The following is a 17,074-nucleotide window of genomic DNA, read 5'->3' as shown; positions in this document are numbered from 1 at the left end:
CTCCTAGCCGATGTTGGACAGCTTGAGCAGGTGGCGCAGGTCATCCAGTACATGCTTGCCGCTGACCTTGCCGTCATAGCGCAGCACCAGGTTGCCGTGCGGGTCGACGATCCACAGCTGCGGCGCGGGGTTTCCTACCTTCTGAAGGTAGCGCTGTGTATCGAGTGGATAACGCTGCAGCTGTGGGTACTCGCGCCCCAGCAAGGCCTGGTAGCCGGCACTCAACGGTTGGGCAGCGGCCAGGGCATGGCTGGCACGGCTGGCGTCCCGGCCAAGGCCAATCTGGATCTGCCGCGCCAGGTAAACCAGGCGCTGGCAGTCTTCGGCACAGCTTTCTGGGGCGCTGACCAGCAGTTGCCAACGTGCGTCCTCGCCAGCGATGCCGATATCGCTGCGGCTCTGGCCATTGCCGATCATCGTACCGTGATAGCTTCGGCCTTCCGGCACCCAGAACTTGAGCTTGTACATGCTGGTGGCCAGGATCATCGGGCCGAGCACCACCAGCAGAATCAGGATCAGCTGCAAACGCCCGCGGGCTCTGGGTTTGCGACGTTCAGGCAGGTCCAGTGGAGTGGTGGTGGCGGCCATGGCGGTTCTCCTTTTTGTTGTGCCAGCCAAAGTAGAGGTAGAGCAGCACCAGGGCGGTGGCCAGGGCGAACCATTGCACCGCATAACCCAGGTGTTTTTCCGGGCCCATGGCGACCACAGGCCAGTCCAGGCGGTAAGCCGCCGGGCCGGGCTGCAGGCGCAATTCATGGGCGAACCCTTCGCGCCGAAGCTGTTGCCACAGTTGTGTGGGGTTCACGACCGTCAGCAGGTGCGGCCATTGGCCGCCAACGGGGTCGGGGTGCAATTGAAAGGTGCTGCCGGGCGCTACGTATACCGAGGCATCCAGGGCCAGAGCCTGCGCAGGGGTGTCGAAGGGCACCGGTACGCGGCGGTCGGGCCAGGGCAGCCACCCGCGGTTGACCAACAGCCACAAGCCGCTGGGCTGGTCGAGAAAGGGCTGCAGCAACTCGACGCCTGCCTGGCCGTCGCGCATGCGATTGTCCAGCAGCACGCTGTGCTCGGCATCGAAGCGGCCGTAGAGGTGCACACGGCGGAAGGCGGTATCGTCGCTCGGCTGCAACTGGGCCGCGGAAAGCGGCGCGTCGACGCTGCGCTCGGCATGGTTGGCCAGCAATGCGCGCTTTTCGTCGGCTCGGCCCAATTGCCAGCAGCCAAGGGCAATCAACCCCGGCAGCAGCGCAAGCACTACCAGGGTGGGTACCCAGCCCGGGCGAAACGGCCTCACGGGCGCCTCGCTATACTTATCCACATCACCGCATCCCCCCGGAGAAACGCCATGCTCAAGGCCGCGATCGTCATGATGCTGTTGGCCACCATTGCCAGCCTGTTCAGCGGCCTGGTGTTTCTGGTCAAGGACGATGAGAACTCGACCCGCCTGCTCAAGGCACTGACAGTGCGTGTCACCTTGGCCTGCCTGACCATCGCCCTGGTTGCTTATGGCCTCATCAGTGGCCAGCTGGTCTCCCACGCTCCTTTCTGAGCCTCTCTGCGCCACTTGTAGGAGCGGCCTTGTGTCGCGAAAGGGCTGCAGAGCAGCCCCGGCACTTTATGCGTTTGAGCCGACATCCAGGGTCCGCGCTGCGGCCCTTTCGCGACACAAGGCCGCTCCTACAAGGGCTGCGTCGCCCTTCACAGCACATATACAAAGATGAACAAACCGACCCACACCACATCGACGAAGTGCCAATACCAGCTTGCCGCCTCGAAGCCGAAGTGTTTGTCCGGGTTGAAGTGCCCACGCAGGATGCGCACGAACATGACGATCAAAATGATCGTGCCCAAGGTAACGTGGGCACCGTGGAAGCCTGTGAGCATGAAGAAGGTTGCGCCGTAGATCCCCGAGCCCAGCGTCAGGCCCAACTTGGTGTAGGCCTCGAAGTATTCGTAGGCCTGCAGCGCGATGAAGCTCAACCCCAGCAGGATGGTGATTGCCATCCACAGCTTCAGCGCCCCACGGTGGTCACGTCGCAGTGCATGGTGGGCGATGGTGATGGTCACGCTCGAACTGACCAGCAAAATGGTGTTGATCAAAGGCAGGTGCCAAGGGTCGATGACGTCCTTGGCCGGCGGGAACAGCTTGGGGTCCGGGGTATTGAGCAGGGGCCAGGTGAATTCGAAACTGGGCCACAGCATGTGTGCGACCCCCTTGTCGCCTTCACCACCGAGCCATGGCCCGGCCAGTACCCGCACGTAGAACAACGCGCCAAAGAAGGCCAGGAAGAACATCACCTCGGAGAAGATGAACCAGCTCATGCCCCAGCGGAACGAGCGGTCCAGCTGCGCGCTATACAGCCCGGCGTGGCTTTCCTTAACCACCGCCCCGAACCAGCCGAACAGCATGTAGGCCAGCAGCAGCGCACCGACGAAGAAAATCAGCGGCCCATGGGAGTCGGGGTGGCCAGCCTTGAGGTCGTTGAACCACGTGCCAAGGCCGTACACCGTGACGAACATGCCGATGGTGGCAATGATCGGCCACTTGCTCTGCGCAGGGACGTAGTAGTGGTCATGACTTGCCATTGCTGTTCTCCTTCCCTTAACGGGCGCCCTGAACGTCCTGGGGCGCGACATGCGCGACCGGCGGGTGACGAGCGGTGATGTCGAACAAGGTGTAGGCCAGTGTCAGGTGCTTCACGCTGGCCGGCAGGTCCCGGTCGACGATGAAGCGCACAGGCATCTCGATACGTTCGCCGGGCTGCAGCACCTGCTGGGTAAAGCAGAAGCACTCGGTCTTGTGGAAATACGCCGCGGCCTCGGCCGGTGTGATGCTGGGTACGGCCTGGGCGCTCATCGGCCGGTCAGTGGTGTTGTGAGCCACGAAGATCATCTGGTTGACGGCCCCCGGGTTGACCGCGAGCTGGTCGGCAGTGGCGTAGAAGTCCCAGACCATGTCACCGGCATTGGTCGACATGAACTGCACCCGCACCGAACGCGTCGGATCGCTGACCTGGCTACCCTCATACTGCCCGCCAGTCTTGCCATTGATGCCGAAGGCCCTGCACATGACGTCGTAGATCGGCACCAGGGCAAAGCCGAAGGCGAACATCACCACCGTCAGCATCAGCAGGCGCAGCACCAGACGTTTGAGCGGTTGGCCGGTCATGGGCGGTTACCTATTTCACATCCGGTGGCGTCTGGAAGGTGTGATACGGCGCCGGCGAAGGGACCGACCACTCAAGGCCCTCTGCACCATCCCAGGGTTTGGCCGGGGCCGGCGCGCCGCCGCGAATGCACTTGATGACGATGAACAGGAAGAAGATCTGCGTGGCACCAAACATGAACGCACCGACCGATGACACCATGTTGAAGTCGGCGAACTGCAGGTTGTAGTCAGGAATGCGCCGCGGCATGCCGGCCAAGCCAACGAAGTGCATGGGGAAGAAGGCCAGGTTCATGCCGATGAACGACAGCCAGAAATGCAGCTTGCCGAGGGTTTCGTCGTACATGTGGCCGGTCCACTTCGGCAGCCAGTAATAGGCCGAGGCGAAGATGCCGAAGATCGCCCCAGGCACCAGCACGTAATGGAAGTGCGCCACCACGAAGTAGGTGTCGTGGTACTGGAAGTCTGCCGGCGCGATGGCCAGCATCAGCCCGGAGAACCCACCGATGGTGAACAATATGACGAAGGCGATGGCGAACAGCATCGGCGTCTCGAAGGTCAGCGAGCCTTCCCACATGGTGCTGACCCAGTTGAACACCTTCACCCCGGTGGGCACGGCAATGAGCATGGTCGCGTACATGAAGAACAACTCACCCACCACCGGGATGCCGACCACGAACATGTGGTGCGCCCAGACGATGAACGACAGGAATGCGATCGCACCCGTGGCATAGACCATCGAGGTGTAGCCGAACAGCGGCTTGCGCGAGAACGCCGGGATGATCGAGCTGACCGCGCCGAAGGCCGGCAAGATCATGATGTACACCTCTGGGTGGCCGAAGAACCAGAACACATGCTGGAACAGCACCGGGTCACCGCCACCGGCGGCGCTGAAGAAGCTGGTGCCAAAGTGGATATCCATCAGCATCATGGTCACCACACCGGCCAGCACCGGCATCACCGCGATCAGCAGGAAGGCCGTGATCAGCCAGGTCCAGACGAACAGCGGCATTTTCATCAGGGTCATGCCCGGTGCGCGCAGGTTGAGAATGGTGGCGATGACGTTGATGGCCCCCATGATCGAACTGATACCCATCAAGTGGATGGCAAAGATGAAGAAGGTCACGCTGGCGGGGGCATAGGTGGTCGATAGCGGGGCGTAGAAGGTCCAGCCAAAGTTCGGCCCGCCACCAGGGCTGAACAGGGTCGATACCAGCATCAGAAACGCTGCCGGCAGCAGCCAGAAACTGAAGTTGTTCATCCGCGGGAGGGCCATGTCCGGCGCGCCGATCATCAGCGGGATCATCCAGTTGGCCAAGCCGACGAAGGCCGGCATCACTGCGCCGAACACCATGATCAGGCCGTGCATGGTGGTCATCTGGTTGAAAAATGCCGGCTCGACGATCTGCAGCCCGGGCTGGAACAGTTCGGCGCGTATCACCATGGCGAACGAGCCGCCAAGAAGGAACATGATGAAGCTGAACCACAGGTACATCGTGCCGATATCCTTGTGGTTGGTGGTCAGCACCCAGCGCATCAAGCCCTTTGCCGGGCCGTGGGCATGCTCATGGCCGTGGGCGTGGTCGTCGATCACTGCACTCATGTCCTGTCTCCTGCAGCCCACTGACTGCCGCGAGTAACCCGGTTCATTGCGCTTGTGCCTGCTTGAGCGCCAGCACGTCCTTCGGTGTGACCATGTCGCCTTTGTCATTGCCCCAGGCGTTGCGCTCGTAGGTGACCACGGCGGCGATATCGACTTCAGACAGTTGCTTGCCGAAGGCCGCCATGGAGGTACCGGGCTTGCCGTGGAAGACGATGTTCAAGTGGGCATCTATGGGGCCGGTGGCGATCTTCGAGCCCTTGAGAGCCGGGAACATCGGCGGCAGGCCCTGGCCTTCTGCCTGGTGACAGGCCACGCAGGTGGTGTGGTAAACCTTGTCGCCGCGCGCGACCAACTCTTCAAGGGTCCATTCCTTGCTGGTCAGCTCCTTGAGTTTGGCCGCATCGGCCTTGCGCTCGCCGAGCCAGGTGTCGTAGTCGGCCTTGGACTTGACCTCCACCACCACCGGCATGAAACCGTGGTCCTTGCCACACAGTTCGGTGCATTGGCCGCGATAGATGCCGGGCTTCTCGACGCGCGTCCAGGCTTCATTGACAAAGCCTGGGATGGCGTCACGCTTGACCGCGAAAGCCGGTACCCACCAGGAATGGATCACGTCGGCGGCCGTCACCAGAAAGCGCACTTTCGCCCCTACCGGCAGCACCAGCGGCTGGTCGACCTCAAGCAGGTAGTGCTCATCCTTGGGCGCCTTGTTCTGGATCTGGTCGGCAGGGGTGGCCAGGTTGCTGAAAAACTCCACGTCCTGGCCCAGGTATTTGTAGTGCCATTTCCACTGGTAGCCCGTAACCTGGATATCAATGTCCGATTCGCTGGCGTCGTAGATATCGATCAGGGTCTTGGTGGCGGGGATGGCCATGGCCACCAGGATGAGCAAGGGGACCACGGTCCACAGGATTTCCACCCAGGTGTGCTCGTGAAAATGCGCAGCTTGCTGGCCGGTGGAACGGCGGTGGATGACCATGGACCAGAACATCGCGCCGAACACCACGACGCCGATGATCACGCAGATCCAGAAGATGGTCATGTGCAGGTCGAACACGGCGTTGGAGACTTCCGTCGCCCCCGGCGCCATGTTCACGGTCCAGGCGGCGTTGGCCTGACCTAAAACCAACCACAACAGGAGGCCCATCCAGACTGGTGGATGTCGCATCATTGCGGGTTCCCCTTCTAATTCTTGTTGTCCCGGAGGCGTGGCCTGCGGCAAGAGGGAACGGCGGTCAAGACTGCCTGGCTTCGACGACCGAGCCCCTGCGAAAAGCAGTCGGGCCTCATCAGCGAATCACGTTCAACCCGAGTATAGACAGCGACCAATGGCACGCAACGACGCAGGTGAAATGATCTTCATGAAATCGCGAAATCGCCTGCAAGGCCTGCTCTAGACGCTAAGTGGCATAATGGTGGCATCTGCATATACCCAACAGCGCACACGTTTGCGCGATTTATAACAAATGCGTCTTAGGTATTCTGTATACCGAGCTAATTTAGTGTCTTCCGTTTGAAACGTATTGTCCCTGGAGTTGTCATGAACATCGCTGCTGTACGCGAGCAAATAAGCCAAGCCCACGATCACGAACGCCATACCGGCCAACTGAAAGAGCGTCTCGAGCTGCAACTGCCCCATCTGCACCCCTCGATCCAACTGCCTGAGCAGGACGCCCAGGGTACTTTGGCGCGCTTCGTCAGCGCCTATATCGACCAGGTGCCGGAGTTGCTGGAGGCTGCCCACGCGGTGGCGCTCGAGGCCGGTATCGAGTCGCAGATCAAACCTGTACTGAAGATCGCCGAAGCCTATTTCCTGCAGCCGCCGAGCGTGATGCAAGGGCACGTGGGCCTGGACTGCCTGCTGGATGAAGCCTACCTGGCGCACCGCCTGGTGGAGGAGGTGAACGACCTTTATATCCGCCACTTCCAGCAACCACTGATCCCATTCGATACCACCATGGCCAACTTGATTGCCCATCAACTGATCGGAGAGACCTTCGCCAACCAGCTCGATGAGGTGGTGCACCATTCGGTGGATGAAATGCTCAACGAGGAAAGCTTTGCTACCGAATCCGTAGAAGCCTACCGGGAAACCTTGAGCAGCCCGAAGACTGGCGAGGCCTGGAAACGCTGGCCATGCCTGTCGCGCCAGCTGGGTGTCGAACTGGGCCAGCCGGCCTGAGCGCTGCCAGCAGCCCCATGGGAACAGGCTCCAACTGATCGGCTGTACCGCGCACAGATAGATTCTTCCCGCCCCCCCTATCGGGTAGGCATTGACCTAACAAGGCGAGGAAGAACCATGAGCATCAAATGGAACAGGCTCTACACGGACCTGTTACGCGGCAGCCGCTCCACCCTTTGGGGCAACTGGGCCCTCAACCCGGTCATCAAACCCGGTGCAGTAGGCATCATCGACCCGGCTTCCGGCGATTTCACCCTGGTCAACGAAGCGTTGCCCACCGTGCAGATTTCCAATGTTCAGCAAGGGCGCCGCTGGGCCATCAGCTCCAAGGACGTATCACGCAGGGAGACCAAGGCCAATGTTTCAGGGACGGTGATCGACCCTGCCACCGGCGCTCAGGTCAAGCCAGACCTGACGCTAGAGTGGAACTTCGGTAAAGAGGAGTCGATCGCTTCGGAGTTTGCCCTTCATGGTGAGCAACGTCTGAGTGACCTGGCCTTGATCCACGACCAGTACGATTGGCTATATGCACAGGCCGAGAAAGTCGGCATGGCCAGCAATGGCAGGATTGCAGAAGGTTTTGGCGTGGTAACGAGCGTCATTCTGGCCAGTAGCGGCGTGAATGCCGGGGCCAAGAGCAAGAATGCCAAATTCGCCCTTTCGGGTTCAGCCAGCGGCCTGAACACCTTGCTGGGCGAAGACGGTATTTCAGGCAAAGGTGGGGCAACGTTCATTTCCATCCGCGATACCGCTTCGGTGGAATCGCACACGCTGCCTGCTCAAGATGGCCAGGTTGCGACCATCCCGCTGCCTGTGGCCTACAGCTTTGCCTCTTTTGGCCCCGACAGAATGATCATTCCGATCTGGGTGCGCAAAGTTGGCAGCTTGCAACTGCATGTCGACAGCAAGGCCACTTCCGCCACCACCTACATCACCAAGGTATCGATTGCCTATGATCGGCCAGGTGAACGCCGCACCACGGTTGGCCCGATGACCATTTCCGGCGGCCTGTCGCATAACTTCACCATTCCGCTCGGCGCCAGGAATCTCGACTTCAGCGCCGAATTCGTCAACCTGGGCGCCAATCAAACGTTGAAGCGGCACTGGGCGACGCCCCTCAGCCAGTGGGTTGGCGGCAGCCGGACCATCAACCTGTACGGTACCTGGCCCGGCTCGCCCTCCATCCGTGTCGTCGAGGAAGACTGACCTCAACACTCTGCCGCAGTGCGCAAGCCCCCTTCGATACGCCGCTTGAGCCCACGCGGCTCTATGAGCAGGCGTGATCCGGCGCTGCGCTGTGTACGCCCCCAATCTTCCAGTAACTCCAGTACCGAGTGGTCGATGTAACTGAGGTTGGCCAGAGGTACGTGCAGCTGAGTGCCAGGGGGCACCGTTTCCAGCACCTGGGTCAGTGCCGGCACCTTGAGAAAGGTGGCGGCGCCGGTGAGCCGCAGCTCCATGTGCCCAGGCCGGTCCAGGCTGAGCAGGTTGATCTTCAGGCGGGCCGCTTTGAGCGCCAGCTTCAGCAGCGTCAGGGCAAAGCCCAGCAGTACACCGGTCAGCAGATCCGTGAAGATGATCGCCAGCGCGGTAGCTGCATAGGTGAACATGGGCATGCGACCGTAGCGGCCAAGCCCACGAAAGGCCTTGAAGTCCACCAACTTGATACCGGTGTAAACCAGCACGCCCGCCAGGCTTGCCACCGGGATCTGCTGCAGCACACTGCTCAATACCACCACGAAAGCCAACAGCCACAAGCCGTGGAGGATCGCCGATGCACGGGTTTGCGCGCCTGCCTGCACATTGGCCGAACTGCGGACGATCACTCCGGTCATCGGCAGCGCGCCCAATACACCGCATAGCATGTTGCCGATACCCTGCGCGGAGAGTTCACGGTCGAAGTCCGAGCGCTGGCCGCTGTGCATGCGGTCCACCGCCGCGGCAGACAACAGCGTTTCGGCACTGGCGATGAAAGCCAGGGCGAAGGCGGCCACCAGCAAGGTCGGATCAGCCAGTTGCAGCAAATCTTCGGGGCGCAGCCAGTCGATGGCCTCGGTCAAGTCTGCCGGCACTTGCACGCGATTGACGGGCAGTGCCAGCCACATGCTGACCAACGTCATGCCCGCCACACCGAGCAAGGCCCCAGGTACGAACCGCAGCCGCTGTGGCCGCAAGCGTTCCCAACCCCACATCACGGCGATGGTCCCCACACCGAGCAGGCCGGCCTGCCAGCCACTGCCGGCACTTTCAAAGGGCAGGGCGCTAGCCACTGTAGCGGGGAACCCGATCAGGTTCTGCAAGCCCGAAGGTTGCGGCGCGGTGTCGAACATCACATGCACCTGTGACAGCACGATCAGCACACCGATACCTGCCAGCATGCCGTACACCACCGCCGGGGCGGTGACGCGGAACCAGCAGCCCAGGCGCAAACGCCCGGCCAGCAATTGCAACACCCCCGCCAGCAGCAGGATCGGCCCGAGCATGGCAACGCCGTGTTGGCGCACCAGTTCGAACACCAGCACGGCCAAGCCCGCGGCAGGGCCACTGACCTGCAGTGGCGAACCGGCCAGAAAGCCCACCACGATACCGCCGATGATGCCGGTTATCAGGCCTTTGGCAGGAGGCATGCCCGAAGCGATCGCAATGCCCATGCACAAGGGCAGGGCCACCAGGAAGACCACAACCGACGCCAGCAACTCTCGCGGCAAGGCCGCTTTCAACTGTGTAATGTTCACCGTGTTTCTCCTTTCTCTGTCACATGGCCTTTCCTCTGGCCATGGGCACGTTTGGCCCCTGACAAACGCGCAGGCGCGGGCCGCCAGCGAGCATGCCGGCAGGGCAGTCAGGGAATTCAAGGCAGCCGAAGGCCGCGCCACACCCCTGCGGGGTGCAGCCGGCTATCAAGGTTCTAGCGGTGGATGGGTCGCTTAGTAGCGGCCTCTCGGAGTCGCGCAGGGCACCGGCTCACCGGCGGCCAGGGGCATGAAGCTGTCGCTGGCGGCATCGTAGGCTTCGATCCGGCTGGTCTCGATGTCATAGACCCAACCATGGATGTACAGCTCGCCAGCCGCAAGGCGCGACGCCACCGACGGGTGGGTGCGCAGGTGGTGCAACTGGGCAATGACGTTTTCGCGGGTCAGCACCTGCATGGTTTCATGCTCGCTGCCGCAGGAGCAGTTGTTCTCGACCACGGTGCGTGCCACTTCGGCATGACGCAGCCAGGCGGAAACGGTCGGCATCTTGGCCAGCGATTGCGGGTTGAGTACCGCACGCATCGCGCCGCAGTCGGAGTGGCCACAGATGATGATGTGGTGCACGCCCAGCGCCGACACGGCGTACTCGATGGCGCTGGAAACGCCGCCGTTCATCTGGCCATACGGCGGTACCACGTTGCCAACGTTACGGGTCACGAACAGGTCGCCTGGCGAGCTCTGGGTGATCAGCTCGGGGACGATGCGCGAGTCGGCACAGGTGATGAACATGGCGCGCGGCGTTTGCGCGGTGGCGAGCTTCTTGAACAGCTCTTGCTGCTCGGGGAAGACGTCATGGTGGAAACGCAGGAAGCCGTCGACGATGTGCTTGAGGGCGGCATCGGCGCTCTCCGCGGGGGCCTGCGGAACGACCTTGGATGGGTCCTTGACGGGCATGATTCATCCTCTTGACGGTGAGTTGGTAAATCCATTTTACCGGTGAAAGATTCTGGCTATGCGAGGAATTAGATGACACGCACAGGCCATAGATCACAGTCTTCGTGGACTGGTTTCCTACGCTAGCGGGGAAAACTTAACTGAAACTTAATTCGGAGGCTCTAGAACGGGTGTTCCAGATAGATAAGGCGGGAATTGAATAATAGCAAAAACACATCAAATGCCAAGAGCCCTGAATAAGATTATGTGCTTGGATTAGTTGCATTGAGGGTCAAAACAATGCCATTTGCCCACCGGGGGGACAGAACGCCGAACAATCCAGCATTTGCCCCTCCCGCCCCTCCAAACCCAGCTTGCGCATGGCCTTGGCAAAGCGTTGCGCCAGCAGCTCTGCGAAAATGCCCTCACCACGCATGCGCGCACCGAAGCGGCTGTCATACAGCTCGCCACCCCGGCTCTGGCGAATCAGGCTCAACACATGGCTGGCGCGCTGAGGGTAGTGGTCCTGTAGCCACTGCTCGAACAGCGGTGCCACTTCCAGCGGCAGGCGCAACATCATGTAGGCTGCGTTCTGCGCGCCAGCCTCCTTGGCGGCTTCCAAGAGGTGCTCCAGTTCGCTGTCGTTGATCATGGGAATCATCGGCGAACACAACACGCCCACCGGCACACCCGCCTCGCGCAGCACCCGGATTGCCCGCAGCCTGGCATTGGGCGAGGCCGCACGCGGCTCGAGCACTCGCTTGAGGCCGTCGTCCAGCGTGGTCAGGCTGATCATCACCCGCACCAACCGCTGGCTGGCCATTTCGGCCAGCAAATCCAGGTCACGCAATACCAGCGAACCTTTGGTGACGATGGTCACCGGGTGGCGAAAACGCAACAGCACTTGCAGCAAGCGCCGGGTCAATAGGTGCTCACGTTCGATCGGCTGGTAGGGGTCTGTGTTGGCACCCAGGTTGATGGGGGCGCACACATAGCCCGGCTTGCGCAGTTGCTCGGCAAGCACCTCGGCGGCATTGGTCTTGGCGATCAGCTTGGTTTCGAAATCCAACCCTGGGGACAAGTCCCAATAGGCGTGCGAGGGGCGGGCATAGCAGTAGATGCAACCATGCTCGCAGCCTCGGTAGGGATTGATGGAGCGATCGAAGGGCAGGTCGGGTGAGGTGTTGCGGCTGATGATCGTCTTGGCCGTTTCAACCCGCACCTCGGTGCCTTGGGTCAATGGAACCTCCTGATGCCAGCCGTCATCCTCAGCCACCGAATGGCTCGGGGCGAAGCGGTTGTGTGGATTATGCGCCGTCCCACGGCCTTTCTGTGGTGCTGGAGGATTCATCGCCAAGCCCTATGCTGTATATATGAACAGTATAGGGGCAAGGCTCATCTTGCCAGCACCTCCGGTCAGGCCAGCCCGTGCCAACTCAGGTAGGGGGCATGGCTTGGGGCGCGCCCAAGGAAGGCTTCAAGGCCCTCGCGCAGTGGCCGCGAAGCGCCGGGCTCGAACAATGCCTGCGCAAGCGCCTGGCCCGTTGCGCGGTCAAGCAAACCGTTCGTTTCAAAACGGGTAAACAGGTCAAACGCGTGCACATCGGCCCACAGGTAAGCGTAATAGCCAGCATCGTATCCGCTGACCAGATGGTCGAAGGCATGCGCGGGGTGCTCGAAATCTGCCAATGGCCAATAGCCGCATCGCTCCCGGGCATCGTCGAGCCGCTGCTCGAGCGTTCTGCCGTCATACGGCGTGCCGTGCAGGTCCAGGTCGAACAGCGCCAGGCTCAGGTCGCGGCCAATTTCCTCGATCCCCTGCTGCTTGAACTGTTTCAGGTACGCTGCAGCGCCAGCCGTGCTCAGCCTACTGCCAGACTGGTCCGGCACGGCGATGCTGGCCAGGTAGCCTGCATCCCACACCCAGCGCTCCACCAACTTGCCGAACAGTTCCATGCCATCGGTGCCCAGCTCCGAAACATTGGACATGACATTGTTGCTGGTGCGGACCAGCAAGTGATGCAAGGCATGGCCAAACTCGTGATAAAGCTTGCGCAATGCCAGGTGGTCCAAAAGCGGCTCACTCTCGCCCAACGCTGCGGGGATGTCACTGTTCACCACCACCACCGCTGCATGGTAGATACCCTCGGCATCAATACGCCGGTTGCGCACGTACGTGGTGAACACGGCGTCAGCCTGTTTCCCGGCGTGTTGCACGGCGTCCAGATAGAACAGGCCGATAGGCGCTTGGTCTTGCCAGACTTCGAAGGTCTGCACGCTGGCATCCCAGGCAGGCATTCGGGCTGGACGCAGCTCAAGCCCAAACAGCTGCTGCGCCAGCCGGGCCAGTGCAGTGACCACGGCACTCAAGGGGAAGTGCTCGCGAAACACCTCACTCGGTTGCGCATGCGCCGGCAATGCCTGCAGGTGAATGACATCCCAAGGCTGCACGCGCGTGAGGCCCTGCACGAGCGCCTTCTGCCCAACGCCCTCACGCCATCGTTGCAGGGCGGGTCGTACGCTGGCTGCGAGGGTTTGCAGAAAACCCCGAACAGCGCTGACCGAGCCGGCACTTTTGGTACTCAGGCTCAGCTCGAGGTGGCTGGCAAAGCCGAGCAGGCGGGCTTTGTCATCCAGCAGTTCGGCCAAACGCTGCAAACGCGTACCGTTGTCCTCCTGCAGGTCATTATCGACCCCACGGGTGTGGAAGGCGCGGTAGAGCTTTTCGCGCAGGGGGCGGTGCTTCGCTTGCCGAAGCACCGCCTCGGTTGGGGCGCTTTCACAGGCAACCAGCCAACCTTGCAAACCAGCCTCGCTGGCCCGGGCGGCCAGCTCATCTCGCAACCGTTGCGAAAGACCAATCAGTTCGCCCTCGTCCTCGATCAGCAACCCCGGCCGGTCGATATCGCGCACAAAGGCCTCCCGCAACGTACCGATCTGCGCTTGCAGCTCGGCGAGGCGGGCTTTGTCGTGTTCGTCCAACGCTGCGCCACTGGTTGCAAACCTGTCGAGATGCCAGCGCAAGGTAGCGCGCTTCATCGCGGCCAGGTTGATGCCGATGTCACTGCGCGCCAACCGGTCATACAAGGCATGCAGCCTGCTGTCGGTGTCTTTCTGTTCGAAACGCGCAACTGTTCTGCCATAGAACCCCAGAATGGATTCGGCCCAGTCCTGGTCCCGGCCCACGAGCGGGATGACGGTATACAACGTGCCCGACAACTGCGCGTCCAGCTCATCCACGGCGAGCACCAGGTCGTCCCAGGTGGGCTGTGCCTGCTGTCGTTCGATGATGCGCGCGATACCTTGCTCATGCGCCGAAAGCACATGGTCGAAAGCAGCGGCCATGTTTTGCAGGGTTATCGAAGGGAAATCAATAGGGGCGTTGCTGCTTTGCAGGAGGGGATTGTTCATGGTGCATCGCCTTGCTCAGGTTCATGAGCGGGCGAGCATGCCTGCCTGGCGGAGCGGTAGAGGCTTGAATATCTACCACCCCGACGCAGGCGGGCAGGCCTTACTCGGCCGGTTTCTTGAGCTTCGGGTTGGGGAAGAACTGCACCGTCTGCACCTTGGCCGGCGCCGCCTTGGGCGCCAGGTGGTTGACCCGCGTCCCAAGTTCCTTGGGTACCGACAGGCCCTGTTCATTCAAGGTGTCGGTGAAGCCACAGGCTACGCACTCACGGTGCGGCACGTCGTCTTCGCTCCACATCATCAGCTTGTCCGGCTCACTGCACGCCGGGCAGACCGCCCCGGCGATGAAGCGCTTCTTGGTTTTGTTCACAGCTACCTCGCTCATGCCGCCGCGCCCTCACTCAGCCCACAGTGGCGCAGCAATGCATCGATGGAAGGCTCACGGCCACGGAAGTCGACGAACAGCACCATCGGCTCGCGCGAACCGCCACGGGCCAGAATGGCCTCGCGGAAGGCGCGGCCTGTCTCGGCGTTGAGCACGCCTTCTTCCTCGAACCGTGAGAAGGCATCAGCCGACAGTACTTCGGCCCATTTGTAGCTGTAGTAGCCCGCCGCGTAACCGCCAGCGAAGATGTGCGCAAAGCTGTTCGGGAAGCGGTTGTACGCCGGTGGGCGCATGACCGTCACCTCGTCGCGCACGCCTTCAAGCACCTGCAGCACACTGCGGCCGTCGCCGTGGCTGGCGTGCAGCTCGAAGTCGAACAGCGAGAACTCCAGCTGGCGCACCATCATCATGCCGGACTGGAAGTTCTTCGCCGCCAGCATCTTGTCCAGCAGGTCCTGGGGCAGGGCAGCCCCCGTTTCGTAATGGCCGGAGATCAGTGCCAGGCCTTCCGGCTCCCAGCACCAGTTTTCCATGAACTGGCTCGGCAACTCGACCGCATCCCAAGCCACGCCATTGATGCCAGACACGCCAGCATGCTCGATACGGGTCAGCAGGTGGTGCAGGCCGTGGCCGAATTCGTGGAACAGGGTCGTGACTTCGTCGTGGGTCAGCAACGCAGGCTTGCCAGGCGCAGCGGGCGTGAAGTTGCACACCAGATTGGCCACCGGGCTTTGCAGCTCACCACCAGCGGTACGGCGACGGTCGCGGGCACCATCCATCCAGGCACCGCCACGCTTGTTGGCGCGGGCATAGAGGTCGAAGAAGAAGCGGCCGACGTGCTGGCCGTTTTCCTTGATTTCGAACAGGCGTACGTCCGGGTGCCAGCTGTCGAAACCCTTGAGCTCGGCGATTTCGATGCCGTACAGGCGCTGGACGATGCTGAACAGGCCGGACAGCACCTTGTCGATCGGGAAGTAGGCGCGCAGGGTTTCCTGGGACACGCTGTAGCGCTGCTCGCGCAGCTTCTCACCGAAGTAACCGGCGTCCCAACTGGCCAGCTCGGGGCAACCTTGCTCGGCGGCATAGGCCTTGAGCTGCGCCAGGTCCTGGGCGGCAAACGGCCTGGAACGCTTAGCCAGGTCGCGCAGGAAGCTCAGCACCTGATCGCTGGACTCAGCCATCTTGGTGGCCAGGCTCAGCTCGGCGTAGTTCTTGTAGCCCAGCAGCCCGGCCAGTTCCTGGCGCAGGTCGAGGATCTCGCCCATCACCGGGCCGTTGTCGAACTGGCCGGCATTCGGGCCCTGGTCGGAGGCGCGGGTGCAGTAGGCCGCGTACAGCTCTTCACGCAGGGCGCGGTCACTGGCGTAGGTCATCACCGCATAGTAGCTGGGGAATTCCAGGGTGATCAGCCAGCCATCGAGGCCTTTGGCCTGGGCGGCAGCAGCCATCTGCGCCTTGGCCGAATCGGTCAGGCCGGCAAGCGCGGCTTCGTCGGTAACGTGCTTGGTCCAGGCCTGGGTGGCGTCGAGCAGTTGGTTGGAGAAACGGCTGCCCAACTCGCTGAGCTTGCTCTGCACCTCGGCGTAACGCTGCTGCTGGGCGGGTGGCAGGTCGATGCCCGACAGGCGGAAGTCACGCAGTGCATGCTCGAGGATGGTTTTTTGCGCCACATCGAAACCTGCGGCCTCAGGGCTGTTGGCCAGTGCCTCATAGGCCTCGAACAGCGCACGGTTCTGGCCCAGTTCGGTAGAGTAGGCACTGAGCGCCGGCAGGCAGGACTCGTAGGCCTCACGCAGCTCTTTGCTGTTGCACACCGCATTGAGGTGGCTGACCGGGCTCCAGGCAGCGCCCAGGCGGTCATTGAGCTCGTCCATGGCCAGCACCAGGCCGGCCCAGGTGGGGTTCTTGCCTTGCTTTTCGAGGATCTGGGCAATGGCTTTACGGTTATCGGCCAGGATCTCTTCGATCGCCGGCAGCACGTGTTCGGCACGGATCGCCGAGAAGGGCGGCAGATCATAAGACTGCAGAAGCGGGTTGTTCGCACTCACGGTTTGGCTACCTTGGCAGAAGAAACACTGCCCCATCTTAATTACAATCGACGCCGACCGCAGCAGGCAGCCTGCCTATCGGCACAGATGAGAGACCCTATCATGGCCATTCGTAGCTTCCAGCAACACACTCCGAAAGTTGGGCCACGGGCCTTCGTCGACCGTTCGGCAGTGGTTCTGGGTGACGTGGAAATCGGTGAAGACAGCTCTGTATGGCCTTTGACGGTGATTCGCGGCGACATGCACCGCATCCGCATCGGTGCAAGGACCAGCGTGCAGGACGCCAGTGTGCTGCACATTACCCACGCCGGCCCGTTCAACCCGGACGGCTTCCCGCTGATCATCGGCGACGAAGTGACCATCGGCCACAAAGTCATGCTGCATGGCTGTACCCTTGGCAACCGCATTCTGGTCGGGATGGGCAGCACGATCATGGATGGCGCCATCGTCGAAGACGAGGTGATCATCGGTGCCGGTAGCCTGGTGCCGCCCGGCAAGCGCCTGGAGAGCGGCTACCTGTATGTGGGCAGCCCGGTAAAGCAGGCACGGCCACTGACCGACAAGGAACGCGCCTTTTTCCCTTACAGCGCCGGTAACTACGTGAAGCTCAAGGACCAGCACCTGGCCGAAGGCTACGACCGCCCGGAATGAACCTG

At 61.8% G+C, this 17,074-nt stretch carries 16 protein-coding genes; 4 read left to right on the top strand and 12 right to left on the bottom strand.

Features of this window, described 5'->3' with window-relative positions; genetic code table 11:
- Positions 1-3: 3 nt before the first annotated feature.
- Both ACMGF5_RS09420 and ACMGF5_RS09415 read right to left on the bottom strand, forming a co-directional pair.
- Positions 4-588 (bottom strand): hypothetical protein, encoded by a 585-nt coding sequence (locus ACMGF5_RS09420; RefSeq protein WP_414157746.1) that lies wholly within the window; start codon positions 586-588, stop codon positions 4-6.
- Positions 554-1,294, bottom strand: coding sequence for an SURF1 family protein (locus ACMGF5_RS09415; protein WP_414157745.1), 741 nt, complete (start codon positions 1,292-1,294; stop codon positions 554-556). The genes ACMGF5_RS09420 and ACMGF5_RS09415 overlap by 35 nt, the downstream gene beginning before the upstream one ends.
- Positions 1,295-1,345: 51 nt before the next feature.
- Here ACMGF5_RS09415 and ACMGF5_RS09410 point away from each other — a divergent pair, with 51 nt between their 5' ends.
- On the top strand, positions 1,346-1,549 hold the full coding sequence (locus tag ACMGF5_RS09410; RefSeq protein WP_012312078.1) for a twin transmembrane helix small protein: 204 nt from the start codon (positions 1,346-1,348) through the stop codon (positions 1,547-1,549).
- Between the two features lie 149 nt (positions 1,550-1,698).
- On the opposite strand, the gene ACMGF5_RS09405 is transcribed toward ACMGF5_RS09410, so the two are convergent.
- The 4 genes from ACMGF5_RS09405 to coxB are packed head-to-tail and all read right to left on the bottom strand — an operon-like array spanning position 1,699 to position 5,940.
- A complete protein-coding gene (locus ACMGF5_RS09405; RefSeq protein ID WP_046786828.1) occupies positions 1,699-2,586 on the bottom strand; it encodes a cytochrome c oxidase subunit 3 in 888 nt (295 codons plus the stop codon).
- Between the two features lie 16 nt (positions 2,587-2,602).
- A complete protein-coding gene (locus tag ACMGF5_RS09400; protein WP_046786827.1) occupies positions 2,603-3,169 on the bottom strand; it encodes a cytochrome c oxidase assembly protein in 567 nt (188 codons plus the stop codon).
- Positions 3,170-3,179: 10 nt separating this feature from the next.
- A complete protein-coding gene (ctaD, locus tag ACMGF5_RS09395) occupies positions 3,180-4,769 on the bottom strand; it encodes a cytochrome c oxidase subunit I (protein ID WP_012312075.1) in 1,590 nt (529 codons plus the stop codon).
- A gap of 43 nt (positions 4,770-4,812) precedes the next feature.
- Positions 4,813-5,940: a cytochrome c oxidase subunit II gene (coxB, locus tag ACMGF5_RS09390; protein ID WP_414157744.1), complete on the bottom strand. Its 1,128-nt coding sequence runs from the start codon at positions 5,938-5,940 to the stop codon at positions 4,813-4,815.
- 369 nt (positions 5,941-6,309) lie between these two features.
- Here coxB and ACMGF5_RS09385 point away from each other — a divergent pair, with 369 nt between their 5' ends.
- Complete coding sequence (locus ACMGF5_RS09385) at positions 6,310-6,951, top strand: hypothetical protein (RefSeq protein WP_012312073.1); 642 nt, start codon at positions 6,310-6,312, stop codon at positions 6,949-6,951.
- A gap of 117 nt (positions 6,952-7,068) precedes the next feature.
- Complete coding sequence (locus ACMGF5_RS09380) at positions 7,069-8,157, top strand: hypothetical protein (RefSeq protein ID WP_251962148.1); 1,089 nt, start codon at positions 7,069-7,071, stop codon at positions 8,155-8,157.
- Positions 8,158-8,159: 2 nt separating this feature from the next.
- On the opposite strand, the gene ACMGF5_RS09375 is transcribed toward ACMGF5_RS09380, so the two are convergent.
- The 6 genes from ACMGF5_RS09375 to prlC all read right to left on the bottom strand — a co-directional run bounded on the left by ACMGF5_RS09375 (position 8,160) and on the right by prlC (position 16,454).
- Complete coding sequence (locus tag ACMGF5_RS09375) at positions 8,160-9,686, bottom strand: SulP family inorganic anion transporter (RefSeq protein ID WP_115273253.1); 1,527 nt, start codon at positions 9,684-9,686, stop codon at positions 8,160-8,162.
- Positions 9,687-9,878: 192 nt separating this feature from the next.
- Positions 9,879-10,598, bottom strand: coding sequence for a carbonic anhydrase (locus ACMGF5_RS09370; RefSeq protein ID WP_012312070.1), 720 nt, complete (start codon positions 10,596-10,598; stop codon positions 9,879-9,881).
- Positions 10,599-10,869: 271 nt separating this feature from the next.
- On the bottom strand, positions 10,870-11,928 hold the full coding sequence (locus tag ACMGF5_RS09365) for a PA0069 family radical SAM protein (RefSeq protein WP_414157743.1): 1,059 nt from the start codon (positions 11,926-11,928) through the stop codon (positions 10,870-10,872).
- Positions 11,929-11,993: 65 nt separating this feature from the next.
- Positions 11,994-13,988 carry a M3 family metallopeptidase gene (locus ACMGF5_RS09360; protein ID WP_414157742.1) on the bottom strand — a complete coding sequence of 665 codons (1,995 nt, stop codon included), beginning with the start codon at positions 13,986-13,988 and terminating at the stop codon, positions 11,994-11,996.
- Between the two features lie 100 nt (positions 13,989-14,088).
- Positions 14,089-14,370 carry a YheV family putative zinc ribbon protein gene (locus ACMGF5_RS09355; RefSeq protein ID WP_046786820.1) on the bottom strand — a complete coding sequence of 94 codons (282 nt, stop codon included), beginning with the start codon at positions 14,368-14,370 and terminating at the stop codon, positions 14,089-14,091.
- Entirely contained in the window at positions 14,367-16,454 is a 2,088-nt protein-coding gene (gene prlC / locus ACMGF5_RS09350) for an oligopeptidase A (protein WP_414157741.1), read from the bottom strand. Before prlC ends, ACMGF5_RS09355 begins: the two co-directional genes overlap by 4 nt.
- A gap of 66 nt (positions 16,455-16,520) precedes the next feature.
- Between prlC and ACMGF5_RS09345 the strand changes: the two genes are divergently transcribed.
- A complete protein-coding gene (locus ACMGF5_RS09345) occupies positions 16,521-17,069 on the top strand; it encodes a gamma carbonic anhydrase family protein (RefSeq protein ID WP_039603776.1) in 549 nt (182 codons plus the stop codon).
- Positions 17,070-17,074 lie beyond the last annotated feature (5 nt).

The organism is Pseudomonas sp. BNK-15, from assembly GCF_047456105.1.
In the GTDB taxonomy this organism is placed as follows: domain Bacteria; phylum Pseudomonadota; class Gammaproteobacteria; order Pseudomonadales; family Pseudomonadaceae; genus Aquipseudomonas; species Aquipseudomonas putida_E.
Note: the sequence above shows the minus strand (reverse complement) of the source record. Positions and strands in the feature narration are given on the sequence as shown.